Below are 26,315 nucleotides of genomic sequence, written 5' to 3'. Positions count from 1 at the left end.
GCCGCGGTCTTATGCCGCGGTGTACTTCTGCTCTTGCGCCACCGATTCGGGCAGTCCCACGAAGCGGTTGTATTCCTCGAAGGGCGTGAGCTGGTCCTGCACGGCGCGCACGTCGCAGCCGTTCTGCATGAAGGTTTCCATCATGGTCTTGACGGCCTTGTGCATGGCCAGCACCGGCTCCACCGGACAGAGGGCGAAGGAGAAGCCCAGGTCGGCGACCTCCTTCAGGCTCAGCGTGGGGCTCTTGCCGGAGGTGACCATGTTGAACAGCAGCGGCTTGCCCAGCGGGCCGAGTCGGCGCTTCAGCTCCTCCATCTGCGCTACGCTCTCGACCGCGTCGGCATACAGGCCGTCGGCGCCGGCCGCGGCATAGGCGGTGAGGCGGTCGATGGCGTCTTCCAGGCCGTTGACGGCGATCGCATCGGTGCGGGCCACGACGAAGAAGTCCGGGTCCTGGCGGGCGTCGAGCATGGCGCGCACCTTCTGCACCATCTCGTGTTTGCTCACCAGGGTCTTGCCGGCGAAGTGGCCGCATTTCTTGGGCAGGGCCTGGTCCTCCAGGTGCAGGCAGGAGGCGCCGGCCTCCTCCCACAGGCGGATGGTGCGCTGCACGTCGAGCATGCCGCCGTAGCCGGTGTCGGCGTCGGCGAAGACAGGCAGGTTCGTGGCGCGGCAGACGCGGCGGATGTGCTCGAACATGTCGCGCTGCGAGAGCGCACCCATGTCGGGCTCGCCGGCCTCCACGCCGCAGGCCACGAAGCCGCTGACGAAGATGGCCGGCGCGCCCGCGCCCTCGGCCAGCTTGGCGCTGATGGCGTCGAAGGCGCCCATGCAGACGAAGGCTTCGCCCGGCTGGAACAGGGCCCTGAAACGCTGGTTGCGGGTGAGGGGTTTGCTTGTCTGGTTCATGCGATGGTCTCCGGAATGTGGGAAGTCTTGACGGTGGCGGTTTCGGCGGCGCGGGCATCGGCCCGCACCCAGGCGGCGGCCTTCTCGGCCAGCATCAGCGTGGGGCTGTTGGTGTTGCCGCTGGTGATGGTGGGCATGGCGCTGGCGTCCACCACCCGCAGGCCGGCGATCAGCCCGCCGCGGCCGTCGCGCACCCGCAGGCGGGAGTCGAGCACCGCCATCGGATCGCCGTCGGCGCCCATGGCGGCCGTGCCCACCGGATGGAAGATGGTGGTGGCGATGTCGCCGGCCAGGCGGGCCAGTTCCTCGTCGCTCTGGTACTGCACGCCGGGCTTGAACTCCTGCGGCTTGTAGGGCGCCAGGGCGGGCTGGGCGGCGATGCGGCGGGTCAGGCGCAGGGATTCGGCGGCGACCTGGCGATCCTCTTCTGTGGAGAGATAACGGGGCGCGATCGCCGGTGCGTCCTGGAAATTCGCACTGCGCAGCCGCACCGTGCCGCGGCTGGTGGGATTGAGGTTGCAGACGCTGGCGGTGAAGGCCGGGAAGGCATGCAGCGGATCGCCGAAGGCATCCAGCGACAGCGGCTGCACGTGGTACTGCAGGTTGGGCCAGGGCCGGTCGGGCGAGCTGCGGGTGAAGGCGCCGAGCTGCGAGGGCGCCATGCTCATCGGCCCGCTGCGCGAGGCCAGGTACTGCAGGCCGATGCGCGCCTTGCCCCACCAGGACGAGGCCAGCACGTTGAGTGTGGGCGCGCCCTCGATCTTGAAGACGGCGCGGATCTGCAGATGGTCCTGCAGGTTGGCGCCCACGCCGGGCAGGTCGGCCACCGGCGCTATGCCCTGGGCGCGCAGCGTGTCGGCCGGGCCTATGCCCGAGAGCTGCAGGATCTGCGGCGAGCCGATGGCGCCGGCGCAGAGGATCACCTCGCCCGCCGCACGCACCGTGAGTCGCTCGCTGCCGTTCCACACCTCGGCGCCGCTGCAGCGCTGGCCGCCGTCGGGCTGGCGCTCGAAGAGCAGGCGCATCACCTGCGCGCCGGTCCACAGCTCGAAATTGGGCCGGCCATAGCAGATCGGCCGCAGGAAGGCCTTGGCGCTGTTCCAGCGCAGGCCGCCCTTCTGGTTGACCTGGAAGTAGCCTATGCCTTCGTTGTCGCCGGTGTTGAAGTCGCTGCTGTGCGGAATGCCGGCCTGCTGCGCGGCCTGGGAGAAGGCATCGAGGATGTCCCAGCGCAGGCGCTGCTTCTCCACCCGCCATTCGCCGCCGGCGCCGTGCATCTCGTTGGCGCCGAGGTAGTGGTCCTCGTGCTGCTTGAAGGCCGGCAGCACGTTCTGCCAGCGCCAGGTGTCGTCGCCGGTGATCGCGGCCCAGCCGTCATAGTCGCGGGCCTGGCCGCGCATGTAGATCATGCCGTTGATGCTGGAGCTGCCGCCCAGCGTCTTGCCGCGCGGGTAGCGCAGGCTGCGGCCGTTGAGGCCCGGCTCGGCCTCGGTGCTGTAGAGCCAGTCGGTGCGCGGATTGCCGATGCAGTAGAGGTAGCCGACCGGGATGTGGATCCAGTGGTAGTCGTCCTTGCGGCCGGCCTCGATCAGCAGCACCCGCTTGCCCGGATCGGCCGACAGCCGGTTGGCCATCAGCGCACCGGCGGTGCCCGCGCCGATGACGATGTAGTCGAAGCTGGTGTCGCTCACGTCTTTTGTCTCCGCCGGCGCTGGAGGCCGACTGTTATTTGCCGGACCGCGGGTTTTCCGGTCCATTGGCGGGCGAGTTTGCTACCGCGTTCGGGCACGCGCCAATGAATTCGCCAAAACAGGGATATAAGCTCGGCAAATATGAGCCTGGCTTCCCTCGACCTTCAGATCCTGCGCACCTTCGTCGCCGTGGCGCAGGAAGGCAGCGTGTCCCGCGCCGCGCTGCGCCTGCATCGTTCGCAGCCGGCGATCAGCCTGCAGCTCAAGCGGCTGGCCGAGCTGACCGGGCTGCAGCTGTTCCAGCGCACCCCGCACGGGCTGGCCCTCAGCGCCGATGGCGCGGCCCTGCTGCCGCAGGCCGAGAGGGTGCTGGCCGCGACCGGCGACTTCGCGCAGGCCGCCGCCCGGCTGCAGGGCACGGTGCGCGGGCAACTGCGCATCGGCACCATCCTGGAGCCGCCCTTCATCCGCCTGGGCGACTACCTGCGCGAGCTGGTCGAGGCCGCGCCGCAGGTGGCCACCGAGCTGCGCCACGGCATGAGCGGCGACGTGCTGGCCCAGGTGCAGCAGGGCGCGCTGGATGTGGGTTTCTATCTCAGCCCCGGGCTGGAGGCCACGCAGGCGCTGCAGCCCGCGCTGGCCGTCCGCACGCTCAACCGCTTCAGCTACCGCGTGGTCGGGCCGGCGGGCTGGGGGCCCCAGCTGCAGGGACGCGACTGGGAGGCGCTGGCCTCGCTGCCCTGGCTGGGCACGCCGCCCGAGTCGGTGCACCACCGGCTGCTGGGCGAGGTCTTCGAGCCGCGCGGGCTTTCTCCCCGGCTGGCGGCGCTGGTGGACCAGGAGTCATCGATGCTCGACCTGATCAAGTCCGGCGTGGGGCTGAGCCTGGTGCGCGATGCGATCGCGATGCGCGAAAGCCAGACGCACGGCCTGGCCGTGGCGGATCGGGTATCGATCGCCTGCGAGCTGCAGTTCGTGTCCCTGGCCTCCCGCAGCGCCGAGCCCCCCTGGCCGCCGCCTGGGAGGCGCTGGACCGGGTGTGGTGAGGCGGCGCTCAGTCGGCGTAGCGCAGGGGCCGTTCGGGCGGCAGGTCCAGCCGTACCGCGATGCCCTGCCCCGCGCCATCCGCCGGGGGATAACGCAGGAACACCTGCGGATCATGGCCCGGCACGATGTGGTCCGGCGAATCGGCCAGCCGGCGCAGGGTATCGAAGCCCTCCAGCATGTCGCCCACATGGAAGGCCAGGGTGAACGGCCGGTCGGTGTTCACGTTCTCGTAGAAGTGCGAGACGTCCGAGGCCAGCACCACCCAGCCGCGCTGCGTGTGCACCCGCAGGCACATCAGGCCGTCGGTATGGCCGCCGACGCGGTGCAGGGTGATGCCCGGATACAGCTCCGCATCACCGTCGTGGAAACGCAGCCGGTCCTTGTAGAGCAACCGAACCATGTCGCAGACGTCATCCGGCTCGTAGCTGTGCCGCTGCGCGTGATGGCACATATAGCGCCCGGTGGCAAACGCCATCTCGCGTTCCTGCAGATGGAAGCTGGCCTTGGGAAAGCCCCCGAGATTGCCCGCATGGTCGTAGTGCAGATGCGTGATGACCACGTCCTGCACCTCGGCCGGATCCACCCCGCAGCGGGCCAGCAGATCCAGCGGCGAGCCCAGCAGCCGGCGCTTGCGCCGCTCGGCCATCTCGGCGGTGAAGCCGGTGTCGACCACCACCGTGCGGCCCTCGCCGCGGATGAACCAGACGAAGTAGTCCATCGGCATCGGCGCCTCGTGCGGATCGCCGCCGATGAAGTGGTCGCGGCGCTGGCCGTCGCGGGTGGCGTAGCGCACCGCCTGGATCTCGTAGGTGGGAAGCGGCGTGCCCATCTCAGGCCTTCCCCGACCATTGCTCGACGAACTTCACCAGCGCCGTCATGTCCATGCTGGCGCCGTTCTGCAGATAGGCCGACTGCCACAGCTGGCGCGACTGGCCGCCCACCCACATCGGCACGCCGAGCTTCTGGCATTCGTCCACCGCCAGGCCGATGTCCTTGCAGACGCTGGAGATGGGAAAGCCGAAATCGAAGCTGCGGCCCAGCACGTACTTGGGAAACTTGTCCGCCGTGGCGTTGTTGCGGCCGCTGCCGGCGTTGAACACACTCATCATCACTTCCGGGTCCAGCCCGCCGCGCATGCCGGCGACGAAGGCTTCTGCGGTGACGGCGAAGGCGGTGGACGACAGCATGTTGTTGAGCAGCTTCATCAGCTGCGCCTGGCCCGGCTTCTCGCCCACCACGAAGGGTTTGCCGAAGACCTGGAACAGCGGCAGCACCTCGGCCACCGCCTCCGGCTGGCCGGCGACCATCACCGCCAGCGTGCCGGCCTTGGCTCCCGCCGCGCCGCCGCTGATCGGCGCATCGACCACCTGGATGCCGCGTGCCAGCAGGGCCGCCGCGACCTCCTGCGTGGCGGTGCTGCCCACGGTGGAGAGGTCCACCATGATCTTCACCGCGCCGCCCTCGACCACGCCGCCGGCACCCATGCCGACCTGCTTGAACACCGCCACCGTCGGCATGCTGGTGAAGACGATGCGCACCTCGTCGGCCACCGCCTTCACGCTGCCCGCCGCACGCGCGCCCAGCGCCACCAGCTCGGCTACGGCCTCGGTGTTCAGGTCGAACACCACCACGCCGTAGCCCGCTTCCAGCAGGCGCCTGGCCATCGGCCGGCCCATGGTTCCCACGCCGACGAAACCCACCGTCGGCTTGCCTTGCTCTTGTCCCATCTCGCTACTCCTTTGATGAACCTTGTTTATCCCGCCAGCCAGCCGCCCTCCATGGGCAGCATGGCGCCGTTGATCTCGTTGCCGGCAGACCCGCAAAGGAACACCAGCAGCTCCGCCACATGCCGGCTCTCCACGAACTTGCCCGAGGGCTGCTTGCCGACCAGAAAGCGCTTCATCGCCTCTTCGTAGTCCACATCCTCATCCAGCATCAGCTTCTGGATGCGCGCCTCCGCGCCCGGCGTGTGCACCGCGCCCGGGCAGAGCGCATTGCAGGTGATGCCGTCGGCGGCAGCTTCCAGCGCCACCGAGCGGGTCATGCCCAGGATGGCGCTCTTGGTGGTCACGTAGTCGATGCGGTTCGGCGTGGCCCGCGAGCCGTACACCGAGGACATGTTGAAGATGCGCCCCCAGCGCCGCTGCCGCATGCCGGGCAGCGCCAGGCGGATGGTGTGGAAGGCGGCCGAGAGGTTGACGGCCAGCGCCCGGTCCCAGGCCTCGGGCGGGAAGTCGTCGATGGGCGCGATGTGGCGGGTCACCGCGTTGTTGACCAGGATGTCGATGCCGCCGAAGCCGGCGATCAGCGCCTGCATCATCGAGGCGATGGCGGCGGGGTCGGTCAGGTCCACCTGGCGGTAGAGCACCTCGGCGCCGGTCGAGGCCGACATGGCCGCGCAGGCGGCCTGCATGCAAGCCTCGGGCTCCAGCCCGTGCAGCACCACCCGCGCCCCGGCTTCGGCCAGCGCCTGCCCCATGGCCAAGCCCAGGCCGCCGGCCGATCCGGTGACCAGGGCGGTCCTGCCGATGAGGCGCTTGTCGTCGTTCATGCTGGACTTGTCTCCGTTGCAGAATTGTTTTTCGACAGATTGTATTATGCGAATACAGTATTCCACGCAGGCGAGTGAAAGCCCCCGCTACACTCTCGCATCCGCACCGAAAAGCCCCGGAACCTGCCCATGCCCGCGACCGAAAAGACCTCCGCACCCGAACGCGATTTCCGCATCGTCCGTGTCGCCGCCCCGCTGCGGCAGAGCGTGGTCGAGGGCATACGCAACGCGATCGCCAGCGGCCATTTCGCCGCCGGCGAGCGGCTGACCGAGAAGGAGCTGTGCGAGATGATCGGCGTCAGCCGCACCCTGGTGCGCGAGGCGCTGCGCCAGCTCGAATCCGAGGGCCTGATCGACGTGGTGCCCAACCGCGGCCCGGTGGTGGCGCGGGTGTCGGTGGCGCAGGCCGAGCAGATCTACCAGGTGCGCCGCGAACTCGAAGGCCTGGCCGCGGAACTCTTCGCGCAGCACGCCACCGAGGAGCAGCAGAAGGACCTGAAGAAGGCGCTGAAGGAGCTCAAGGCCAGCATCAACAGCAGCGACCCCACCGTGCGGGTGGCGGCCAAGAACGAGTTCTATGCCAGCCTGGTGCGCGGCAGCGGCAACGAATCGCTCGGCCAGGTGCTGGGCCTGCTCAACACCCGGGTGACCCTGCTGCGCGCCACCTCGCTGCAGCACAAGGGCCGCTCGCAGAAGAGCCTGGTGGAGCTGAGCACCCTGGTCGATGCCCTGGTGGCACGCGATGCCAAGACGGCCCGCGAGACCGCCCGCATGCATGTGAGCAACGCGGCCGAAGTCGCGTTGAACGTGCTGCGCGAGCAGCCCGAGAAGCACTGAGGCTTTATTTGCCGGTGGGCCAGAGCGCCTTGGCCACCGCGTTCTCCAGCGGGAACACGGTCACGGGGATGCCGTTCTGCCACTGGATCACGGTCAGCGTCGCGCCGATGCGCCGGCCCTGTTCGTCGAACTTGATCACGCCGCCGGGGAAATAGGGCGAGCGACCTTCGTCCAGCCCGCGCAGCGCGGTGGCCACGGCCTCGCGGTCGGGCTTGCCGGCCTTCTCCAGCGCGGATTTCATGATCCACATATCGCCGTAGGTGGAGATGGCGTTCTGCGTCATCCACGGTTCCTTGTACTGGGTCTTCATGCGCTGGATCAGGTCTTCCTGGCCCTTGGCGCCCCAGTTGCCCACGGCCGACATCACGCCGTTGAGCAGTTGCGGGCTGATGGTGCTCAGCACGTCCGGCTCGGCGATGGCGATGCCGAAACCGATGGTGGGCACCTTCACGTTCATCTCGTTCATCTTCTCCAGCAGCAGCTTGGAGTCGGAGATCACCGTGGGCAGGAAGAACAGCAGGTCGGGCTTGCGCGAGCGCACCTGCTGGACGAGCGAGGAGGCATCGGACAGCGGCGGCGTGAAGGTCTGGTCCACCACCAGCTTGAGTTTGTATTTCTCCAGCAGGCCGCCTTCCTTCAGCGCCTTCACGGTGGACAGCGATGCCGCCGTGTTGTCGGTCAGGATGGCCACCGTCTGCGGGCGTTTGCCCGAGGCCTTCTCGGCCAGGTCCAGGATGGAGGGCAGCGCGATATCGGCCTGCCGGCCTGCCGTGGCCGAGGTCTGGAAGATGTACTTGAAGCCGCGGCCGGTGATCTGGTCGGAGTAGGACAGCGTGAGCATCGGCAGCTTGGCGCGCTCGGTCACCTCGGTCACCGCCAACGTGAACGAGCTGAGATAGGCGCCGGTGGCCACCGACAGGTCGGGGTATTCCGACACCATGCGCTGGGCCGCGCTCTTGGCCTTCTCGGTGGAGTCGCCGGAGTCGATCACCACCAGCTTGAGCTTGGCGCCGCCCATGGACTTGATGCCGCCCTGCTTGTTGATGTCTTCCACCGCCAGCTCGGCGCCCATCTTCATCACCTGGCCGAAGCGGGCGTAGAGGCCCGAAGTCGGCGCGATCAGCCCGACCTGCACCGGCGCCGGATCGGCCGCCATGGCGCCGCCCGCGGCCAGCAGGCCCAGGCCAGCGATGGCGGCCTGCACGGTTGCGCGTCGATTGAAATGCTTCTGGAATTCCATGATGTCTGTCTCCTTCGTGATGCCTAGCCACCGTGGCCCGCCGACCGGCGGACCCACCTACATGCCCAGGTACGCGCGGCGCACCCGGTCGTCCGCCTCCAGCGCCTGCCTGCCGCCTTCGAGCACCACCCGGCCGGTCTCCAGCACATAGCCGTAGTCGGCCGACTGCAGGGCCTCGGCCACACGCTGCTCGACCAGCAGGATGGTGAGCCTGGCGTCGCGGCGGATTTCCATCAGCCGCTCGAAGATGAAATCGGCGATGGCCGGCGACAGGCCCATGGAGGGCTCGTCCAGCATCAGCAGCTTGGGCGACGAAGCCAGCCCGCGGCCGATGGCCACCATCTGCTGCTCGCCGCCCGACAAGGTGCCGGCCAGCTGGCGCGAGCGCTGGGCCAGCACCGGGAACCACTCGTAGATGCGGCTCAGGTTGCGGTTCCAGTCGCGCTTTCCGGCCTCGGTGTAGGCGCCGAGTTCCAGGTTCTCCAGCACGGTCATCGAGGCGAACACCTGGCGCGCCTCCGGCACATGGGCGATGCCCAGGTGCGGCCTCTGGTGCGCCGGCACCGTGAGCAGGTCGCGGCCTTCGAAACGCAGCGAACCGGCACTGGCGCCGAGGGTGCCGGAGATGGTCTTGAACAGCGTGCTCTTGCCCGCGCCGTTGGGGCCGACGACCGACACGAACTGCCCCTCCAGCACCTTCAGCGACAGGCCGTGCAGCACCGGCACGGCGCCATAGCCGGCGACCAGGCCTTCGATCTCAAGCATTTTTCGCGCTCCACTTCTTGCCGAGATAGGCTTCCACCACCCGCTTGTCCTGCGTGATGGCCTGCGGGTCGCCGACGACCAGCACCTCGCCGTGGTCGAGCACCACGAACTCGTCGACCAGCTGCACCATGAGTTTCATGGTGTGCTCGATGATGACGATGGTCATGCCTTCGGCGGCCAGCGAGCGGATGGCGGCGACCACCGTCTCGGATTCGTCCAGGCCCAGGCCCGCCAGGGTCTCGTCGAGCAGCAGGATCTCGGGCTGGCCGGCCACCGCACGCGCCAGTTCCATCAGCCGCAGCTCGCGGGTGCTGAGCGAGGAGGCGATGCGCCCGGCATGCGCCGCCAGGCCGAGCCGGGCGACGGCCGCGTCGGCCAGCTCCTGGGCATGGCGCTCCGACGTGGCGCGCACATAGGCGCCCACCTTGACGTTCTCGGCCACCGACAGCCGCATGAAGGGCCGCATCACCTGGAAGGTGCGGCCCACGCCGGCCGCGCACAGCACATGGGGCTTTCGGCCGGCCATGTCCACGCCCTTGAGCAGCACCTGGCCGCCGTTGGGCGCGATGAAGCCGTTGAGCAGGTTGAACAGCGTCGTCTTGCCCGCGCCGTTGGGGCCGATGATGCCCAGGATCATGCCGCGCCGGACCTGGAAACTCACGTCGTGCACCGCACGCAGGCCGCCGAAGGTCTTGCCGATGTTGCGCACGTCGAGGATGACCTCGCCCTGGGGCGGCGCACGCCGCGCCGGCACGTCGGCGGCGGGGGTGGCCACGTCCGAGGCGTCGAGGGCCGGCTCGGCTTCGGCATGGCGCCCGCGCCACCAGTCCCGCACCTTCCAATACAGCCCCTCCGGCGCCAGCAGGATCACCGCGATGATGGCCACACCCAGGATCACCCCCTGGATGCCCGGATAGGCCCCGCCCAGCCGCGCATGCAGCAGCTCGCCCAGGGGCGTAAGAACCGCCGCGCCGATCACCGGCCCCCACAGCGTGCCCACCCCGCCGAACATCGACACGGTGAGCGCCTGCGCCGAAACCAGCATGCCGAACACCGACTGCGGCGTGACCACCAGCAGCACCACCGCATAGAAGCCGCCGATGGCGCCGGCCATGGCGCCGCTGAGCGCGATGGCCTTGAGTTTCCAGCGCAGCGTATCGATGCCCGCCGCTTCCGCCGCCGCCTCGTTCTGCTTGATGGCGATCAGCGCCCGGCCGAAGCGGGTGCGTTCCACCCAGGCCGAGATGAAGATGCACAGCAGCATCAGCCCGGTGGCGATCGCGGTATAGGCCCGCGCATCGGAGAACTGCATGTACCAGGCGGCATCGGCATGCTTCATCGGGAAGGTCACTTCCTGCCAGCCCAGCCATTCGGCCACGTAGAGCAGCGCCAGCGGATAGGCCAGCATCGACAGCGCGAAGTAATGCCCGCGCAGCCGGAAGGTGGGCCAGCCCACCAGCAGCCCGGCCAGCGCGCCGAGCAGGCCCGACACCGGGATCATGATCCACGGCGAGATGCCCCAGTGGATCTGCGCATGCACCGTGGCATAGGCGCCCAGCCCGAAGAAGGCGGCGTGGCCGAAGGACACCAGGCCGGTATAGCCGCTCAGCATGTTCCAGGACAGGCCGAAGCAGGCCCACACCGGCACCAGCGTGAAGATCAGCTGGTAGTAGGTATTGCTGACCTGCATCGCGGCCAGCAGGTAGAGCGCGGCCAGGATCACGGCCACCACGGGAGAAGACAGGCGCTTCATGGCTCAGGTCCTCTCCGAGACGCGGCCGAACAGGCCTTGCGGACGCAGGGTCACGATCAGCAGGAAGAACACGAAGATCGCCGCGTTCTGCAGCTGCGTGGGCAGCACCAGGCTGGAGAGCTGCTGCACCAGGCCGATGATCATGCCGCCCCAGAAGGCGCCGAGGATGCTGCCGATGCCGCCCAGCACCACTCCCGCGTACATGATGATGACGAACTCCAGGCCGGTAAAGGGATGGAAGGGGTAGTTGGTCGACAGCAGGCCGCCGGCCACCGCCGTCACGCAGGTGCCCAGCGCAAAGGCGATGCGGTAGGCGCTGTTGACGTCGATGCCCATGTAGGTGGAGGCCACCGGGTTGTCGGCCGCCGCGCGCAGCGCCTTGCCCAGCCGCGTGCGCTGGATCAGGGCCGCCAGCAGCAGGATCACCACCACCGAGATCAGCGTGGCCACGCCGCGCCCCTTGTTGATGAAGATGCTGACCGCATCGCCCCACAGCGGCCCGATCTCCCAGGCGCTGCTCGACAGCGGCGTGCGCACCGACTGCAGCTGCGGGCCGAAGATCATCATGGCCCCGTTCTGCAGCACCAGGGCGATGCCCAGCGTGAGGATGAGCTGGGCGTAGTGGCCGCCGCCGTCGAGCGTGGCGGTGCGTTTGCCGGTCACCCGGCTGATCAGGAAGTAGTGCACCAGCCAGCCGACCGCGAACATGATGGGCGCGGCCAGCACGATGGCGATGTACGGCCCCACCGTGCCCATCGCCCCCTGCATGCCGACCAGCACGAAGAGGTAGTAGGTGACGTACATGCCCAGCATCATGAAATCGCCCTGGGCGAAATTGATGACCCGCATGATCCCGAAGATGATCGCCAGCCCGACGCACATCAGGCCGTAGAGCGCGCCGACCAGCAGGCCGGCCACGAGGGCCTGCAGGAAGGCCTCCACCATGAACTGGAAGTCAGGCATGGGCGGGGTTCTCCTGGGTATCGTGGGTGGCGGCGCAGAGGCGGCCGATGCTGCCGGAGTCCGGCTCGTGTTCCAGGCCGTCTACTGCGGCCTCGATGGCGATGGCGGCCGGTTCGCCGAGCGCCCGGGTGGCGGCTGCACGCAGGCGCTGGCGGATCAGGGCGTCGTCGGCCGGCTGGACGTCGTCGAGCGAGGCCGACAGCTCCTGGCCGTCGTCCAGCACCACCGTCACCCGGGCACCCTGGCGGGCCGGGAAGGCCGCCGTGAAGCCGGGGTCGGCCACCAGCGTGGTCGCGGCGATGAGGCGGGTGATCTCGGGGTCGTCCAGGCGGTCGAAGCCGGACTCGTCCAGGGCCTGGCGCGCCAGCGTGGCGGCCACGCCGAAGAAGATGCTCATCTTGGCCTGCAGCTGGTTGTCGAAGGGCCCGCGCGCATCGCAGCCCGGATAGGCCAGGGCCGCGGCCGTGGTGGCGATGCGGATGGCGGCGATGCGGCGCGAGCCGCCCTGCAGACGTCCAGCCACGGCCAGCGCCGCCTGGCAGGGCGACTGCGCGAAGTTGCAGGCCGGCGCCGCCTTGTGGAACACCGACAGGATCTGCGGCCCGCCCTCGCCGAACAGCGCCAGCCCGCTGTCCGGCACCGGGCTCGCACCCCGGCCGTAGGCGGCGAAGAACCCAGCCGGGCCTTCGAGGATGGTGGGCGAGGCCGTGGCGCCGGCAGCGGCCAACTCGATGCAGGCGATGGCATTGCGCACCGCGAAGCCGGGGTGGAAATACATCTCGCTGCCGCCATGGCGCGGCCATTCGTTGAGGCCACCGCTGCAGTTGCCGGCCAGGGCGAAAGCGGACAGCGCCTGGGCCTGCGTCAGCCCCAGCAGGCGTGCACTGGCCAGCGCGGCGGCATAAGGGCCGACCAGGCCGGTCGGGCGGAACAGCCGCGCCAGCTCGGGTGTCATCACCGCCTTGCCGAGCTGCGCGCCGGTCTCGTAGCCGACGATGGCGGCCAGCAGCAGATCGCGGCCGGAGACCGGCCGGGGAGCGGTCTCGGCCAGCGCCAGCAGCGCGGGCCACACCACCACGCCCAGGTGGGCGATGCTGGCCGGGTGCATGTCCTCGCGCACCAGCCCATGGCCGGCCACGGCATTGGCGAAGGCCGCATCGCCGGCGCCATAGGCACCGCTTCGGCCCACGATGCCCGCGCCCTGCGGCTGCCGCCGGGCCAGCGCCGCCGCCTGCCGGCTCCAGGGCCGGTCGGCGGCTTCGAAGGCGCAGGAGAGATAGTCGAGCAGGCAGCGCCGCGCCTTGGCCATCACCTCCGGCGCGAAGTCCGGAAGGTCGAAGGCGCGCGCGACGAGGCCCGCGCCCAGGCCGGGCCTGTCCATGGATGGGGGCTGCATGGCGGCGGCCTCAGGGGCCGGTGACCGTGATGCCGCCGTCGATCTTCAGCGTCACGCCGGTGATGCTGGCGGCGGCCTCCGACACCAGGAAGAGCGCGCTGGCGCCGATCTCCTCCGGCGAGGCCAGCCGACCCAGCGGCGTGCGCGACTTGCGCGACTGCCAGCCCTCGTCGGTGATGACCGAACGCGCGCCCGGCGTGGAGACGGGCCCCGGCGCCAGGGCGTTGACCCGGATGCCCTGCGGCCCCAGTTCCACCGCCTGCTGCCGGGTCAGGCAGTCGATCGCGCCCTTGATGCTGCTGTAGACCGCCGCATGCTTGATGGCGAAGGACACCGCCACAGAAGACAGGTTGATCACGCAGCCGCCGCCCCGCGCCGCCAGGTGCGGCGTGGTGGCCTGCAGGCTCCAGAAGGTGCCCTTCAGGCCCACGTCGATCATGCGGTCGATGATGTCCTCGTCCATCACCGCCAGCGGGCTGTAGCTGAAGTACACCGCGTTGTTGACGACGATGTCCAGGCCGCCGGTCTTGGCGACGAAGTCGTCCACGGCTTCCTTCACCTGCAGGCGTTTGGAGACGTCGCAGACATAGGCGTGGCCGCCGGAGGCCGGCAGCGCCGCGCTGGGCTGGCGCAGCAGCTCGGCGTTGTTGTCGAGCAGCGCGACGGTGCAGCCTTCGGCCGCGAAGGCATCGGCGATGGCGCGGCCGATGCCGCCGCCCGCGCCGGTCACCACGGCGGTCTTGCCGGTGAGTTGTCCCATGGCTTGTGTCTCCTTCGTTTTCTTTTTGTCGCGCTGCCCGGGCCGTGGATGGCCCGGACTACTTCAGGGCCGAGTAGTCGGTCGGCACCAGGATCTGGTTCTCGATGCGTTCGACGATGGGCTGGCTGGCCTCGGAAGCGGCGCGGGCCTTGATCCAGTCGGCATCCGCCTGGAAGGCGTTCCACTTCTGCTCGCGTTCGGCCAGGTCCTTCCACTCCAGCAGATAGGTCAGGGAATGGTTGGTCGGGCCGACCAGGGTGGTCCAGAAACCCAGCTGGCGGATGCCGTGCTTCTGCCAGAAGCCCAGGGTGTGGTTGCGGAAACGCTCGTGCAGCGCCGGCAGGCGGGTGGGCACGCAGTGGTAGATGCGGAGTTCGTGGATCATGGCTCGGTGCTTCCTGATGGGTCTTCAGCCGGCTGCGGCGTAGACGGCTTGCTGGACTTCCTCTTCCCAGCGCGTCTCGCCGATGGAGGTGGCGATGTGCGACATGAAGCTGTCGGCCGCCGCGCCATGCCAGTGGCGCTCGTCGGCCGGGATCCACACCACGTCGCCCTGGCGGATCTCCTGCGGCTGCTCGCCCTCCAGGCAGACCCAGCCGCGGCCGCTGGTCACCGTCAGCACCTGGCCGACCTCGTGGGTATGCCAGAAGGTGCGCGAGCCAGGGGTGAAGAACACGTGGCCGATCATCACGTTGTCCTGCTTGGGCATGATGGGATCGGCCCAGACCGTGCCGCTGAAGGTGGACGAACGCTGCTCGGACTTGGCGCCGTCGGAGCGCCCATGGAATACTTTCATTTCGAATCTCCTGGTGATGGGGAATGCAGGCGCACATGGCCGGAGACGTCGCCGATCGCATCGACCACGCGGTTGCTGATCTGCTCGCCGTAGCCCAGCGCGGTGGCCAGGCCGAAGCTGGCCAGCGGCCCGGAGGCGTTGAGCGAACTCACGCCCAGGCCATGCAGCAGATCGATGTAGAGCACCACGTCCTTGGTCATCAGCTTGCTGCTGAGGCCGCCTTCGAGGTAGTCGCCCTTGACGATGGAGGGGAAGCGGTTCTGCGTGGCGAAGTTGACGCCGCTGCTGCTGTTGAGGATCTCCAGCAGTTGGGCCAAATCGAGCCCGGCCTTCTTGCCTGCGACCATCACCTCGGCCGTGGCCGACAGCGCGATCGCGTTGAGGAAGTTGTTGAGCAGCTTGGTGGTGTGGCCGGCGCCGCTGTCGCCCATGCGCAGGGCCTTGGTGCTGATCGGCGCCAGCACCCAGCGGATGGCTTCGATGGCGGCGGCGTCGCCGCCCATCATCAGCGTGAGTTTGCCCTTCTCCGCGGCCGCTGCGCCGCCGGAGATGCCGGCGTCGATGTAGAAGGCGCCGGCCTCGGCGAAACGGGCGGCCAGGCGCTGGGTGGAGCTGGTGGCGGCGGTGCTGAGGTCGATCACCGTCTGGCCGGGCCGCACATGGGCGAGCACGCCGTCCGGGCCTTCGACCACCACCTCGACCACCTTGCTGTCGGGCAGGGACATCAGCACCACGTCGCCATGGGCCATCACCGCGGCGATGCTGGCGGCCGTCTGCGCACCAGCGGCCTCGGCGCGGCCGGCGACCGGGTCGTAGCCCGACACCGACAGGCCCGCATCGACCAGGCGGCGTGTCATGCGGCCGCCCATATTGCCCAGGCCGATGAAGCCGAGCTTCTGCTGGTTCATGCCTGGGCTCCCTGTGCTGCCTGGGCTTCGTCCCAGGCCTTGATCGCATCGGTGGCGATGCGGAAGGCCGCCAGCGCGAAGGGCGCGCCGCAGTACACCGCCGCCTGCATCAGCACCGCACGGATCTCCTCGCGGCTGACGCCATTGGTCAGGGCGCCCTTCACATGCACCGACAGCTCGTGGTGCTGGCTCATGGCGGTGAGCATGGCCAGGTTGAGCATGCTGCGGGTCTTGAAGTCCAGCGTCTCGTCGCCCCAGACGGCGCCCCAGCAGTACTCGGTGACCAGCTTCTGCATCGGCCGGTTGAAGTCGTCGGCCGCCTCCCAGGATTTCTGCACATGCGCGGCACCGAGCACCTGCTTGCGGTTGGCGAATCCCTTTTCGAACAGGTTCTGGTCGTCCATCGGGGCGGCCTCCTTTGCTTAACTTGGTGGATCGTTCTGACCGAAAAAATTATATAACCATCAGACAATCATTCAGTCGTACGAGTTTTCCCTAAACCTTTTCCGGGCCAGAATGCGGGCCATGCCGACCGCTCTCTCGCCTGCTGAACTGCTGCTGATCCGCCATGGCGAGTCGGCCTGGAACCATGAACAGCGCTTCACCGGCTGGGCCGACGTGGGGCTGACCGCGGCGGGCGTAGGGCAGATGCGGGAGCTGGGCGATCGGCTGCGCGGCGAGGGCGTCTCGATCGACCGGGTCTTCAGTTCGCTGCTGCGGCGCTGCGTGGATTCGGTCGATGTGCTGCTCGACGCGATGCAGGCGCCGGCCGTGCCGCGCACCCTGGACTGGCGGCTCAACGAGCGGCATTACGGCGCCCTCACCGGCCGCTCCAAGCCGGGCGCGGTGGCCGAGTTCGGCGCCGAGGCCGTGCGCACCTGGCGCCGCTCCTACCGGGCGGTGCCGCCGCCGCTGCCCTTGTCGGAACTGGCGAAGATCGCGCCGCTGGCCAGCACGCTGAGCGAGCATCCGCAGGCCGGCACCCTGCCCGAGGCCGAGTCGCTGGAACAGACCGCCTGGCGGGTCGCGCAGTGCTGGCCGGAGGTGATCGCCCCGGCCCTGTCGCCCGGACGCAGGCTGGCCGTCGTCGGCCATGGCAACAGCCTGCGGGCGCTGGTGATGCAGCTCGAAGAGCTGGGCGAGGCCGAGGTCAGCGGCCTGGAGATCGCCAATGGGGAGATGCGCCGCTATGCAGCGCTGGAGGATGGCGGCTGGGCGCGCCGCGAGATCTGGCGGCCGGACCGGCACGCCTTGTCGCAGATCCTCTGAGGCCCTTCAGAGGATGGCCTGCAGGCCCTTGTCGGCGATCACGTTGAGCAGCTTCAAGGCCGGCCCCGCAGGATGCGTATCGCCCTGCTCCCATTTGCGCACGGTGGAAGCGGTGGTGTGCAGGTGCAGGGCGAAGACCGGCTGGCTGAACTTCAGCTTTTCGCGCAGCTTGCGGATATCGACGGCGCTGAATGCCCGTACCGGCGGCGGGCAGATCGCGTCGAACTGGCGCATGGTCAGCTTGCCGATCGCACCGGCGTCTTCGAGGGCGGCCAGGTCGCCGCGCAGCGATTCAATGAGTTTGCTTGTCACAACGGACCTCCAATAAAACGCCGGCCTGCATGGCCTTCATCAGGCCCTGAGGCGACAACTCCAGAAATATCTGCCCGGCGAACTGCAGGGCCTGCCTTTCGTCCGGCGTGATGTTGGCCTTCGCGCTTTTGGCAAAGCCATGCAGGAAGACATACCGTTCGCCGACCCGCATCGACAACAGCGTGCGGTAGCCGCCGCTCTTGCCCCCACCCGGGCGCGCAATCCGCTTCTTGTAGAGGCACCCGCCGAGGTCGGCTTCCACCAGGCCGAGTTCCATTTCCCATGCTGCCTTGCACAGCGCGGAATCGGCGAGCCGCTCTCCCGCCTGCCACCGCGCAAAGTCCTTGCGTTTGAGGATCTCCATCGCATTCCACTCAAAATCATACCCGAAACGGGCATGTTATTGGGCGGCATTGACCGCTTGTCGCCTGGCAAACGAAAAAGGGCGCCACGGCATGACCCGTGGCGCCCCGGAGGGACAAGGCAAGGTTTACTTGGCGATATCGAAGCGGTCCAGCTCCATCACCTTGGTCCAGGCCGCGACGAAGTCAGCGACGAACTTGGCCTGCGCATCGGCGCTGGCATAGACCTCGGCCACGGCGCGCAGCACCGAGTTGGAGCCGAAGACCAGGTCGGCGCGGCTGGCGGTCCATTGCACGGCGCCGGTCTTGCGGTCGCGGCCTTCGTAGTCGTAGCGGGAAGTGCCCTTCCACTCGGTGGCCATGTCCAGCAGCTTGACGAAGAAGTCGTTGCTCAGCGTGCCGGGCCGGTCGGTGAACACGCCCTGTTTCGAGCCGCCCGCGTTGGCGCCCAGCACCCGCAGACCGCCGACCAGCACCGCCATCTCGGGGCCGGTCAGGGTCAGCAGCTGGGCCTTGTCGACCAGCAGCACTTCCGCCGGCACGCTGAAGCGGCTCTTGGTGAAATTGCGGAAACCGTCGGCCACAGGCTCCAGCGGGGCGAAGGACGCCACGTCGGTCTGCTCCTGCGAGGCGTCGGTGCGGCCCGGGGTGAAGGGCACGGTGACGGTGCTGCCGGCCGCCTTGGCCGCCTGCTCCACGCCCACACCGCCGGCCAGCACGATCAGGTCGGCCAGCGAGACCTTCCTGCCGCCGGCTTGCGCATTGAACTTCTGCTGGATGCCTTCGAGCGTGGCGAGCACCTTGGACAGCTGCTCGGGCTGGTTCACCGCCCAGTCCTTTTGCGGCGCCAGGCGGATGCGGGCGCCGTTGGCGCCGCCGCGCCTGTCGGATCCGCGGAAGGTGGAGGCCGAGGCCCAGGCGGTGGAGACCAGCTGCGCGACCGTCAGGCCGGAGGCGGCCACGCTCTGCTTCAGCGACTCGATGTCCTTGGCGTCGATGGGCGCACCTTCGGCGGCGGGCACCGGGTCCTGCCAGATCAGCACTTCGGCCGGCACTTCCGGACCCAGGTAGCGCACACGCGGACCCATGTCGCGGTGGGTCAGCTTGAACCAGGCGCGGGCGAAGGCGTCGGCGAACTGGTCGGGGTTCTCCAGGAAGCGGCGCGAGATCTTCTCGTAGGCCGGGTCCATGCGCAGGGCCAGGTCGGAGGTCAGCATCGTGGGCTTTTGCTTCTTCGACTTGTCGAAGGCGTGCGGGATGATGTCCTGGCCGCCCTTGGCGGTCCACTGGTGGGCGCCGGCCGGGCTCTTGGTGAGTTCCCATTCGTGGCCGAAGAGGATCTCGAAGAACTCGTTGGTCCACTGGGTGGGTTTGGTGGTCCAGGTGACTTCCAGGCCGCTGGTGATGGCGTCCGCGCCCTTGCCGCTGCCGAAGCCGTTCTTCCAGCCCAGGCCCTGCGCTTCGATGTCGGCGGCCTCGGGTTCGTGGGCCACGTTCTCGGCGGGGCCGGCGCCATGGGTCTTGCCGAAGGTGTGGCCGCCGGCGATCAGGGCCACGGTTTCCTCGTCGTCCATGGCCATGCGGCCGAAGGTGTCGCGGATGTCGCGGGCCGAGGCGATGGGGTCGGGCTTGCCGTCCGGGCCTTCGGGGTTGACGTAGATCAGGCCCATCTGCACGGCGGCGAGAGGATTCTCCAGGTCGCGGGTGTGCGGCTTCTCGCTGTCGTCGTCCTTGACCAGCACGCCATGGCCCTCGACGCCGGGCGAGCCCTGGGTGTAGCGCACATCGCCGCCCAGCCATTTGTCTTCACGGCCCCAGTAGACGTCCTGGTCGGGTTCCCAGGTGTCGGCGCGGCCGCCGGCGAAGCCGAAGGTCTTGAAGCCCATGGTCTCCAGGGCGACGTTGCCGGTGAGGATCAGCAGGTCGGCCCAGGAGATCTTGCGGCCGTACTTCTGCTTGATCGGCCAGAGCAGGCGGCGGGCCTTGTCCAGGCTCACGTTGTCCGGCCAGCTGTTGAGCGGCGCGAAGCGCTGCTGGCCGCGGCCGGCGCCGCCCCGGCCGTCACCGATGCGGTAGGTGCCGGCGCTGTGCCAGGCCATGCGGATGAAGAGCGGGCCGTAGTGGCCGAAGTCGGCGGGCCACCAGTCCTGCGAGTCGGTCATCAGGGCGGCCAGGTCGGCCTTGAGGGCGGCCAGGTCGAGGGTCTTGAATTCGGCGGCGTAGTCGAAGTCCTGGCCCATGGGATCGGACTTGGCCGAGTGCTGGTGCAGCAGGTCGATGCGCAGGGCCTTGGGCCACCAGTCGCGGTTGGTGGTGCCTTGGCCGGCGGCCTGGCTGAACGGGCACTTGGATTCGGTCTTGGATGCGTCCATGGTTCTTTTCCTTCGAACTTCGTTGTGGGCAAGAAGGCAAATTCTGGGTCAGAACCGTGGCGGCGCGGATAAAGCTCCTCAATACCCGCGATAGCCGGCCGATCGGCGCATGCCGACCTCCCCCATCCGGGCGGGCTCCTAGCGGTTGCGCGGGAAATTCACGGTGAAGGTGGTGCCGGCGGATGCCTGCGATTCCACCCGCACCTCGCCGCCATGCGCCTTGGCGATCTGCTCGACGATATAGAGCCCCAGGCCCACGCTGCGGCTGCGGCCGTCGCCCTCGCCGCGCACCAGGGGCACAAAGATGCGTTCCAGGTTCTCCGGCGGGATGGGCCGGCCGTGGTTGTGCACGCCCACGGACACCTCGCCTTCACCCTCGCCGCCATCCACCCGCGAGACCACCCGCACCGGCTCGCCGGCAGCGCCATAGGCCATGGCATTGCCGACCAGATTGCCCAGCAGCTGCGCCAGCCGGTCGGGGTCGGCCAGGCACCAGCCGTCGCCTTCGCGCACATGCTGGATCTCGCGGCCGGCGAAGGCCAGACGCAGCTCTTCCAGCGCCTCGCCCACCACCTCGTGCAGGTCGATCGCACGGGCATGCGAGGACAGCCCCGCGCCCAGCCGCGCCGCGGTGAAGTCGAGCAGGTCGGCCACCAGCCGGTTGGCGCGCTCAAGGCTGCGGCCCATGCGTTCGAGCATGCGCTGCTGCTGTTCGGTCGGCTGGCTGCGGCCCAGGGCGGTGAGGCCGGTGTGCAGGGCCGACAGCGGATTGCGCAGGTCGTGGCTGACGATGCCCACGATCTGCTCGGCGAACAGCGCGCGGTCGGTAGCGTCGGCCTCGTGGCGGGTGGACTCGTGCACCAGCATGCGCAGCTCTTCCTGGGTCTGCCGCAGTTCCTCCTGGGCCGACTGCATCTGGCGCGCGGGTATCAGCACGAAGTCGAACAGGCCGGAGCCGTCGTCGCGGCGCGAGGCGGTGACAGACATGGGCAGCTCGCTGGCGTCGCGGCGGGCGATGGACACCGGCAGTTCGAAGAGCGGCTGGCCTTGCCGGAGCAGCGCATCGAGGCCGCGGCGGCCGACGGCGGGCTCGGCCGGCACCAGCAGTTCGTCGATGCGGGCGCAGCCCAGCGGCTCTTCAGGGCCCAGCCCGATCCAGTCTCGCAGTGTCTGATTGACCCAGGCAATCTCCCCAGCGGCCGTGGCCACGATCAGGCCGCAAGGCAAGGCGTCGGGTGCAGGTGGGACGGTGGAGCGGTTCAAAGTGGGGAATTGGCGACGAGTCCCCGCTACTGTAATAGGGCCGGCACATCCGGGCCGGCGGCGGCCCTCAAACCATGGGGCCGCGCATGACGGTGGCGAGCTGCTCGGCCGGCGATGGATGGACGCAATGGTCGCTCGGGCTGAAGCCCACTTCGAAGGCGATGGCGTTGTGCACCCAGTCGGACACCGCATCCTCCAGCTCCTCGCCGCACCGGCCCTGGCCGCAGGGCGCGCATTCGATGTCGCCGTGCAGCTGGCCCTCCTCGTCCCAGATCGTGGCATGCCAGCGCAGGTCGTCGAAGCTGGCTTCGAAGACATAGCGCCGTCCATCCTTGTAGGCTTCCGAAATGAAGCGGCCTTTGCAGTGCATGGAGCCTCCTATTGCCAACACGTGGACCCGAGACCATCAAGATGCTCCCGAGTCCATGCCGATGCTGTAGGACGCTTGCGCTATCTGTGAATTTTTGAAACCTATTCGCGGAATATGGTCCCCTGTTCACGGGATGGCACCACCCCCCAAAGCCTGATACAGGGCCACGCTGTCGCCGACCAAAGTGCCGTAGCTGGCCACCCGCGCCGCGCGGGCCTGCAGCCAGGCCTGCTGCGCGGCGAGCATCGAGGGCCGCGAGGCATAACCCTGGGTCAGCTGCGACTGGGTGAGTTCATAGCCCGCGCGGGTGGCCGCCACGCTGGCATCGGCCGCCTGCAGGGCGCGCTGGTCGATGTCCAGGGCATAAAGGGTGTCGGACACGTTCTGGAACGCGGTCAGCACCGCCCCCCGGTACTGTGCCGCCGCCGCGTCGAACTGGGCCTCGGCCACCCGCTGGCGGGCCTGCAGGGTGCCGCCGTCGAAGATGGGCGCCAGCAGGCCGGAGCCGATGGACCAGACCGGATTGCCGGCCGAGAACATGCGGCCGAACTCGGTGGCGCCGCCGCCCAGCGATGCCGTGAGGTTGAGCTGCGGGAACCGCGCCGCCTTGGCGATGCCGATGGCGGCGCTGGCCGCATGCAGGTCGCTCTCGGCCTGGCGCACGTCGGGCCGGCGCGCCACCAGTTCGGAGGGCACCACCTGCGGCAGTGCCGGCGGGCGGATGTCGGCCAGGCGCAGCTGCGGCAGGCTGGCATCGGGCGTGCGGCCCATCAGCACGGCCATCAGGTTGCGGGTCTGCTCCAGCGATTTCTGCAGCGGCGGCAGGGACTGCTGCACCTGGCTGAGCAGGTTCTCCTGCGTGGCCACGTCCAGGCCGCTGGCGTAGCCGTTGCGCTGCAGATTGCGCATCACCCGCAGCTGTTCCTGCATGGCATCGACGGCCTGGGTCGTCAGATCGACCTGCTCGGCCAGCATGGCCACCTGCAGCGCGGCGCCGACCAGATTGCTGGCCAGCGTGAGCTGCGCGCCCTGCAGCTGCCAGCGCTGGCTGTCGAGCTGGGCGCCGGCCTGCTCCACCGTGCGGCGGGTGCCGCCGAACAGGTCGGGGGTGTAGCCGACGCTGAGCGAGGCCGTGTGGTAGTTGAAGACCGAGTCGCCCGAGTTCAGCGGCGACTGCTGGCTCTGCCCCACGTTCTGCCGGGTGAAGTTGTAGCCGGCCTGCACCTGCGGCGCGAACAGGCCGCGCTGGGCCGCCACGTTCTCCTGGGCGGCGCGCAGGGTGGCGCGGGCCGCCGCCACGGTGGGGCTGTTGGCCAGGCCTTCGGCGACCATGGCATCGAGCGCGGGGGAGCCGAAGACCTTCCACCAGTCCGGCGCGATCGGGCCGGCGGTGCTGCCCAGCGACAGGGCGTCGCGGGTGAGGGACGCCGGCGCGGGCGTGACGGGCTTCTGGTAATCAGGCCCCACGGCGGCACAGCCGGCCAGGACCAGCACCGCGCAGGCGATGGCGACACGTTTCATATCGAGGACATCAGGCAGCACGTTTGCCTCCCAGGCCGATGCGGCGTTTGGACGGTTTGAGGCGGCGCAGCACCACCAGACGGATGGCAGGCATCACCAGCAGCAGGAACAGCGGGCCGATCAGCATGCCGCCCACCACCACGGTGGCCAGAGGCCGCTGCACCTCGCTGCCGATGCTGTGCGACATGGCGGCCGGGAACAGGCCGATGCAGGCCGACAGCGCCGTCATCAGCAGCGGCCGCATGCGGCTCTCATAGGCCTCGGTGATCGCCTGCAGGTCGTCGCGGCCGGCGTTCTTCAGGTCCTTGAAGGTGCCCAGGATCAGGATGCCGTCCATCACCGACACGCCCAGCAGCGAGATGAAGCCGATGATGGCCGACACACTCAGCACCTGCCCGGTGAGCCACAGCGCCAGGATGCCGCCCAGCACGGTGAAGGGCACGGCCGCCAGCGTCAGCATGCTGTAGGCGAAGCTGCTGAAGAGCGCATAGAGCAGCACCACGATCAGCGCCACCGCCAGCGGAATGGCGATCGCCATGCGCGACTTGGCCTGCTGCAGGTTCTCGAACTCGCCTGCGTAGACGATGCGGTAGCCCTCGGGCAGCTTGATCTTGGCGGCCACCGTCTTCTGCACTTCCGAGACGGTGCCGCCCAGGTCGCGTCCGCGGGCGGTGAACTTGATCGGGATGTAGCGCTCGTTGCTCTCGCGGTAGATGTAGGTGGCGCCGGTGTCCACGCTGATGGTGGCCACGTCGGACAGCGGGATGTAGGCCGTGCCGCCGCCGCTCGTGGTGTAGCCGATGCGCAGGGCCTTGACCGCATCCATGTTGCCGCGATAGCGCTCGGGGAAACGCACGGTCAGGCCGAACTGCCGGTCGCCCTCCAGCACCGTGGTGGCGCTGGTGCCGCCGAGCGCGGCCTGGATGGTCGCGTTCACATCGCCGGTGTTGAGCCCGTAGCGCGCGGCCTTGGCCCGGTCGATGCGGATGTTCATATTGGGCTGGCCCAGCACATGGAAGATGCCGAGGTCGGCCACGCCGTCGATCTTGGCCATGGTCTCCATCACCTCGTCGGCCAGCTTCTCCAGCGTGGCGAGGTCGGGCCCGATGATCTTCACCGAGTTGGCGCCCTTCACGCCGGACAGGCCTTCCTGCACGTTGTCCTGGATGTACTGCGAGAAGTTGAAGCCCACGCCCGGGAACTCGTTCTCGAACTTGGCCTGCAGCTCGCGCACCATGCGCTGCTTGTTCATGCCCAGCCGCCACTGCTCGTAGGGCCTGAGCGGCGCGAACAGCTCCACGTTGTTGAAGCCGGCGGCGTCGCTGCCGTCGTCCGGCCGGCCGTGCTGGGAGACGATGGTGACGACTTCCGGGTACTCCTTGATGAGGGCCCGCATGCGGTCCACCTGGGCCGAGCCGGCATCCAGCGAAATGGTCGGCGGCATGGAGGCGCGGATCCACAGGTTGCCCTCTTCCAGCGCCGGCAGGAACTCGCTGCCCAGGCGCGTGGCCAGGAAGCCGCCGCCCACCAGGGCGATGCAGCCGAAGGCCACGGTGATGCGGGCGTTGGCCAGCGCCCAGTGCAGCGCCGGCCGGTACACATGCTCGATGGCCCGCACGAAGACGGTTTCCTTCTCCTGGATCTTGGCCGGCAGCAGATAGCTGGCCAGCACCGGCGTGATGGTGAAGGTGGCGATCAAGGCGCCGGCCAGGGCGTAGCCGTAGGTGCGCGCCATGGGGCCGAAGATCTGGCCTTCCACGCCCTGCATGGTGAACAGCGGCGTGAAGGCGGCGATCGTGATGCAGGTGGAGAAGAGCACCGAGCTGTCGACCTGCGTCGCGCTCAGGTAGATCATGCGCAGCCGCGCGGTCCAGCCCTGCTTGGGCGACAGCGATGCGCCATGGGCGGCCTGCGCCATGGCCCGCAGCATCATGGCCCGCTCCGGCGTTCGCCGCTGGAAGTTGCGGAAGATGTTCTCCACCAGGATCACCGCCGCATCCACGATGATGCCGAAGTCCACCGCCCCCAGCGACAGCAGGTTGGCCGACTCGCCGGTGGCCACCAGGATCATGATGCTGAAGAACAGCGCGAAGGGGATGTTCACGCTGACGATCACCGCGCTGCGCAAATCGCCCAGGAAGATCCACTGGATCAGGAACACCAGCACGCAGCCGAAGATCAGGTTGTGCAGCACCGTGTGCGTGGTCACGCCCACCAGCACCGAGCGGTCGTAGTAGGGCGCCAGGGTCACGCCCGGGGGCAGGCTATGGTCGGAGTTGATCTTCTTGACCGCGTCCTCCACCCGGCCGATCACGTCCTTGGTGTGCAGGGTGCGGTTCATGATGACCACGCCGGTCACCACGTCGCGTTCGCCGTCGCGGCCGGCCTCGCCCAGGCGCGGCACCGTGCCCTCGACGATGCGGGCCACGTCCTTGACCTGCACCGGCAGGCCGTTCTGCTGGGTGATGACGACGTTGCCGATGTCCTGCACGTTCTCCACCAGGCCCAGCCCGCGGATGTTGACCGACTGGTCGCCCAGGCTCACCGCCCGGCCGCCCACGTTCAGGTTGGCATTGCCGATCGCCGAGATCAGCTGCGCCAGCGTGATGCCGCGCGACTCCAGCAGGCGCGGGTCCGGCTCCACGTGGTATTCCTTGGTGGTGCCGCCCCAGGTCACCACCTGCACCACGCCGGGCACGGTGAGCAGGCGGCGCTCGATCACCCAGTCCTGCAGCGTGCGCAGCTCGGTCACGCCCATGCCGGGCGGGCCCTTGACCTGGTAGCGCAGGATTTCGCCGACCAGGCTGGAGGCCTGGATCTGCGCCTGCACGCCATTCGGCAGGTTGACGTTGGCCTGCAGGTTGTTGGCCACCTGCGTGAGGGCGAAGTAGTAGTCGGTGTCGTACTTGAAGGTGACCCGCACGAAGGACAGGCCGTAGAACGAGGTCGAGCGGATGTTGTCCACGCCCGGCGTGGTCGCCAGGCCCACTTCCATCGGACGGGTGTAGTAGCGCTCCATCTCCTCGGCCGACAGGCCGGGCGCCTGGGCGGTGATCTCCAGGATCACCGGCGCCGGGTTGGGATAGGCCTCGACGTTGAGCTTGAGGAAGGCGAAGATGCCGGCGGCCATGAAGGCCAGCAGGCCCAGCAGCACGACGGGCCGGCGCGACAGCACGGCGGCCAGGATAGGTCGGATCACGGTCGGCTCCTCAGCAGGTGGCGGACAGGAA

Annotated in this window: 24 protein-coding genes and 1 pseudogene; 3 read left to right on the top strand and 22 right to left on the bottom strand. The window is 68.7% G+C overall.

Annotation, left to right across the window (positions count from 1 at the left end; all coding sequences use genetic code 11):
* Positions 1-9: 9 nt before the first annotated feature.
* Complete coding sequence (locus GT347_RS17085; protein ID WP_160553346.1) at positions 10-909, bottom strand: isocitrate lyase/PEP mutase family protein; 900 nt, start codon at positions 907-909, stop codon at positions 10-12.
* Positions 906-2,600, bottom strand: coding sequence for a GMC family oxidoreductase (locus GT347_RS17080; protein ID WP_160553345.1), 1,695 nt, complete (start codon positions 2,598-2,600; stop codon positions 906-908). Before GT347_RS17080 ends, GT347_RS17085 begins: the two co-directional genes overlap by 4 nt.
* Positions 2,601-2,741: 141 nt before the next feature.
* Here GT347_RS17080 and GT347_RS17075 point away from each other — a divergent pair.
* Positions 2,742-3,646 (top strand): annotated as a pseudogene (locus GT347_RS17075) (LysR family transcriptional regulator).
* Positions 3,647-3,654: 8 nt separating this feature from the next.
* Here the strand turns inward: GT347_RS17075 and GT347_RS17070 are convergent.
* From GT347_RS17070 to GT347_RS17060, 3 genes are read right to left on the bottom strand one after another with little or no spacing between them, the layout of a single operon-like run.
* The gene (locus GT347_RS17070; RefSeq protein WP_160553344.1) at positions 3,655-4,476 is read right to left on the bottom strand and encodes an N-acyl homoserine lactonase family protein; all 822 of its coding nucleotides are present in this window, start codon (positions 4,474-4,476) and stop codon (positions 3,655-3,657) included.
* 1 nt (position 4,477) lies between these two features.
* Positions 4,478-5,374, bottom strand: coding sequence for an NAD(P)-dependent oxidoreductase (locus GT347_RS17065; RefSeq protein ID WP_160553343.1), 897 nt, complete (start codon positions 5,372-5,374; stop codon positions 4,478-4,480).
* Between the two features lie 26 nt (positions 5,375-5,400).
* Positions 5,401-6,198 carry a 3-hydroxybutyrate dehydrogenase gene (locus tag GT347_RS17060; RefSeq protein WP_160553342.1) on the bottom strand — a complete coding sequence of 266 codons (798 nt, stop codon included), beginning with the start codon at positions 6,196-6,198 and terminating at the stop codon, positions 5,401-5,403.
* A gap of 129 nt (positions 6,199-6,327) precedes the next feature.
* Here GT347_RS17060 and GT347_RS17055 point away from each other — a divergent pair, with 129 nt between their 5' ends.
* Positions 6,328-7,035, top strand: coding sequence for a GntR family transcriptional regulator (locus GT347_RS17055; RefSeq protein ID WP_160553341.1), 708 nt, complete (start codon positions 6,328-6,330; stop codon positions 7,033-7,035).
* A gap of 4 nt (positions 7,036-7,039) precedes the next feature.
* On the opposite strand, the gene GT347_RS17050 is transcribed toward GT347_RS17055, so the two are convergent.
* The 10 genes from GT347_RS17050 to GT347_RS17005 are packed head-to-tail and all read right to left on the bottom strand — an operon-like array spanning position 7,040 to position 16,020.
* On the bottom strand, positions 7,040-8,275 hold the full coding sequence (locus GT347_RS17050) for an ABC transporter substrate-binding protein (protein WP_160553340.1): 1,236 nt from the start codon (positions 8,273-8,275) through the stop codon (positions 7,040-7,042).
* A 57-nt stretch (positions 8,276-8,332) separates the two neighbouring features.
* Positions 8,333-9,040 carry an ABC transporter ATP-binding protein gene (locus GT347_RS17045; RefSeq protein WP_160553339.1) on the bottom strand — a complete coding sequence of 236 codons (708 nt, stop codon included), beginning with the start codon at positions 9,038-9,040 and terminating at the stop codon, positions 8,333-8,335.
* Positions 9,033-10,793, bottom strand: a complete 1,761-nt coding sequence (locus GT347_RS17040; protein WP_160553338.1) for a branched-chain amino acid ABC transporter ATP-binding protein/permease — start codon at positions 10,791-10,793, stop codon at positions 9,033-9,035. Before GT347_RS17040 ends, GT347_RS17045 begins: the two co-directional genes overlap by 8 nt.
* Positions 10,794-10,796: 3 nt before the next feature.
* The gene (locus GT347_RS17035) at positions 10,797-11,756 is read right to left on the bottom strand and encodes a branched-chain amino acid ABC transporter permease (RefSeq protein ID WP_229722354.1); all 960 of its coding nucleotides are present in this window, start codon (positions 11,754-11,756) and stop codon (positions 10,797-10,799) included.
* Positions 11,749-13,152 (bottom strand): MmgE/PrpD family protein, encoded by a 1,404-nt coding sequence (locus GT347_RS17030; RefSeq protein WP_229722353.1) that lies wholly within the window; start codon positions 13,150-13,152, stop codon positions 11,749-11,751. Before GT347_RS17030 ends, GT347_RS17035 begins: the two co-directional genes overlap by 8 nt.
* Positions 13,153-13,162: 10 nt before the next feature.
* Positions 13,163-13,912, bottom strand: a complete 750-nt coding sequence (locus GT347_RS17025; protein ID WP_160553337.1) for an SDR family NAD(P)-dependent oxidoreductase — start codon at positions 13,910-13,912, stop codon at positions 13,163-13,165.
* Positions 13,913-13,970: 58 nt separating this feature from the next.
* The gene (locus GT347_RS17020; protein WP_160553336.1) at positions 13,971-14,297 is read right to left on the bottom strand and encodes an NIPSNAP family protein; all 327 of its coding nucleotides are present in this window, start codon (positions 14,295-14,297) and stop codon (positions 13,971-13,973) included.
* A 24-nt stretch (positions 14,298-14,321) separates the two neighbouring features.
* Positions 14,322-14,708 (bottom strand): cupin domain-containing protein, encoded by a 387-nt coding sequence (locus tag GT347_RS17015; protein ID WP_160553335.1) that lies wholly within the window; start codon positions 14,706-14,708, stop codon positions 14,322-14,324.
* Positions 14,705-15,616, bottom strand: coding sequence for an NAD(P)-dependent oxidoreductase (locus GT347_RS17010; RefSeq protein ID WP_160553334.1), 912 nt, complete (start codon positions 15,614-15,616; stop codon positions 14,705-14,707). Before GT347_RS17010 ends, GT347_RS17015 begins: the two co-directional genes overlap by 4 nt.
* Positions 15,613-16,020, bottom strand: a complete 408-nt coding sequence (locus tag GT347_RS17005) for a carboxymuconolactone decarboxylase family protein (RefSeq protein WP_160553333.1) — start codon at positions 16,018-16,020, stop codon at positions 15,613-15,615. Before GT347_RS17005 ends, GT347_RS17010 begins: the two co-directional genes overlap by 4 nt.
* Positions 16,021-16,141: 121 nt before the next feature.
* Between GT347_RS17005 and GT347_RS17000 the strand changes: the two genes are divergently transcribed.
* Positions 16,142-16,885: a 2,3-bisphosphoglycerate-dependent phosphoglycerate mutase gene (locus tag GT347_RS17000; RefSeq protein ID WP_160553332.1), complete on the top strand. Its 744-nt coding sequence runs from the start codon at positions 16,142-16,144 to the stop codon at positions 16,883-16,885.
* A 6-nt stretch (positions 16,886-16,891) separates the two neighbouring features.
* Here the strand turns inward: GT347_RS17000 and GT347_RS16995 are convergent, their stop codons facing one another.
* The 7 genes from GT347_RS16995 to GT347_RS16965 form a co-directional block, all read right to left on the bottom strand.
* The gene (locus GT347_RS16995; protein ID WP_160553331.1) at positions 16,892-17,197 is read right to left on the bottom strand and encodes a helix-turn-helix domain-containing protein; all 306 of its coding nucleotides are present in this window, start codon (positions 17,195-17,197) and stop codon (positions 16,892-16,894) included.
* A complete protein-coding gene (locus tag GT347_RS16990) occupies positions 17,178-17,561 on the bottom strand; it encodes a type II toxin-antitoxin system RelE/ParE family toxin (protein WP_160553330.1) in 384 nt (127 codons plus the stop codon). The genes GT347_RS16995 and GT347_RS16990 overlap by 20 nt, the downstream gene beginning before the upstream one ends.
* 126 nt (positions 17,562-17,687) lie before the next feature.
* A complete protein-coding gene (gene katG / locus GT347_RS16985) occupies positions 17,688-19,931 on the bottom strand; it encodes a catalase/peroxidase HPI (RefSeq protein ID WP_160553329.1) in 2,244 nt (747 codons plus the stop codon).
* 138 nt (positions 19,932-20,069) lie between these two features.
* On the bottom strand, positions 20,070-21,194 hold the full coding sequence (locus GT347_RS16980) for a sensor histidine kinase (protein WP_160553328.1): 1,125 nt from the start codon (positions 21,192-21,194) through the stop codon (positions 20,070-20,072).
* Between the two features lie 67 nt (positions 21,195-21,261).
* Positions 21,262-21,564 (bottom strand): hypothetical protein, encoded by a 303-nt coding sequence (locus tag GT347_RS16975; RefSeq protein WP_160553327.1) that lies wholly within the window; start codon positions 21,562-21,564, stop codon positions 21,262-21,264.
* 126 nt (positions 21,565-21,690) lie between these two features.
* Positions 21,691-23,085 (bottom strand): efflux transporter outer membrane subunit, encoded by a 1,395-nt coding sequence (locus GT347_RS16970; protein WP_160553326.1) that lies wholly within the window; start codon positions 23,083-23,085, stop codon positions 21,691-21,693.
* 10 nt (positions 23,086-23,095) lie between these two features.
* A complete protein-coding gene (locus GT347_RS16965) occupies positions 23,096-26,284 on the bottom strand; it encodes an efflux RND transporter permease subunit (RefSeq protein WP_160553325.1) in 3,189 nt (1,062 codons plus the stop codon).
* Between the last annotated feature and the right edge of the window lie 31 nt (positions 26,285-26,315).

Origin of the sequence: Xylophilus rhododendri, assembly GCF_009906855.1 — a bacterium.
In the GTDB taxonomy this organism is placed as follows: Bacteria; Pseudomonadota; Gammaproteobacteria; order Burkholderiales; family Burkholderiaceae_C; genus Xylophilus; species Xylophilus rhododendri.
Note: the sequence above shows the minus strand (reverse complement) of the source record. Positions and strands in the feature narration are given on the sequence as shown.

Bases quoted from the DNA above. Each gene is read 5' to 3' on its own strand.
- GT347_RS17005 (WP_160553333.1), bottom strand. From the start codon at position 16,020: ATGGACGACCAGAACCTGTTCGAAAAGGGATTCGCCAACCGCAAGCAG.
- GT347_RS16975 (WP_160553327.1), bottom strand. From the start codon at position 21,564: ATGCACTGCAAAGGCCGCTTCATTTCGGAAGCCTACAAGGATGGACGG.
- GT347_RS16970 (WP_160553326.1), bottom strand. From the start codon at position 23,085: ATGAAACGTGTCGCCATCGCCTGCGCGGTGCTGGTCCTGGCCGGCTGT.
- GT347_RS17050 (WP_160553340.1), bottom strand. From the start codon at position 8,275: ATGGAATTCCAGAAGCATTTCAATCGACGCGCAACCGTGCAGGCCGCC.
- GT347_RS17000 (WP_160553332.1), top strand. From the start codon at position 16,142: ATGCCGACCGCTCTCTCGCCTGCTGAACTGCTGCTGATCCGCCATGGC.
- GT347_RS17055 (WP_160553341.1), top strand. From the start codon at position 6,328: ATGCCCGCGACCGAAAAGACCTCCGCACCCGAACGCGATTTCCGCATC.
- katG (WP_160553329.1), bottom strand. From the start codon at position 19,931: ATGGACGCATCCAAGACCGAATCCAAGTGCCCGTTCAGCCAGGCCGCC.
- GT347_RS17030 (WP_229722353.1), bottom strand. From the start codon at position 13,152: ATGCAGCCCCCATCCATGGACAGGCCCGGCCTGGGCGCGGGCCTCGTC.
- GT347_RS17060 (WP_160553342.1), bottom strand. From the start codon at position 6,198: ATGAACGACGACAAGCGCCTCATCGGCAGGACCGCCCTGGTCACCGGA.
- GT347_RS17045 (WP_160553339.1), bottom strand. From the start codon at position 9,040: ATGCTTGAGATCGAAGGCCTGGTCGCCGGCTATGGCGCCGTGCCGGTG.
- GT347_RS17040 (WP_160553338.1), bottom strand. From the start codon at position 10,793: ATGAAGCGCCTGTCTTCTCCCGTGGTGGCCGTGATCCTGGCCGCGCTC.
- GT347_RS17010 (WP_160553334.1), bottom strand. From the start codon at position 15,616: ATGAACCAGCAGAAGCTCGGCTTCATCGGCCTGGGCAATATGGGCGGC.
- GT347_RS17085 (WP_160553346.1), bottom strand. From the start codon at position 909: ATGAACCAGACAAGCAAACCCCTCACCCGCAACCAGCGTTTCAGGGCC.
- GT347_RS17025 (WP_160553337.1), bottom strand. From the start codon at position 13,912: ATGGGACAACTCACCGGCAAGACCGCCGTGGTGACCGGCGCGGGCGGC.
- GT347_RS16990 (WP_160553330.1), bottom strand. From the start codon at position 17,561: ATGGAGATCCTCAAACGCAAGGACTTTGCGCGGTGGCAGGCGGGAGAG.
- GT347_RS17065 (WP_160553343.1), bottom strand. From the start codon at position 5,374: ATGGGACAAGAGCAAGGCAAGCCGACGGTGGGTTTCGTCGGCGTGGGA.
- GT347_RS17035 (WP_229722354.1), bottom strand. From the start codon at position 11,756: ATGCCTGACTTCCAGTTCATGGTGGAGGCCTTCCTGCAGGCCCTCGTG.
- GT347_RS17070 (WP_160553344.1), bottom strand. From the start codon at position 4,476: ATGGGCACGCCGCTTCCCACCTACGAGATCCAGGCGGTGCGCTACGCC.
- GT347_RS17020 (WP_160553336.1), bottom strand. From the start codon at position 14,297: ATGATCCACGAACTCCGCATCTACCACTGCGTGCCCACCCGCCTGCCG.
- GT347_RS17015 (WP_160553335.1), bottom strand. From the start codon at position 14,708: ATGAAAGTATTCCATGGGCGCTCCGACGGCGCCAAGTCCGAGCAGCGT.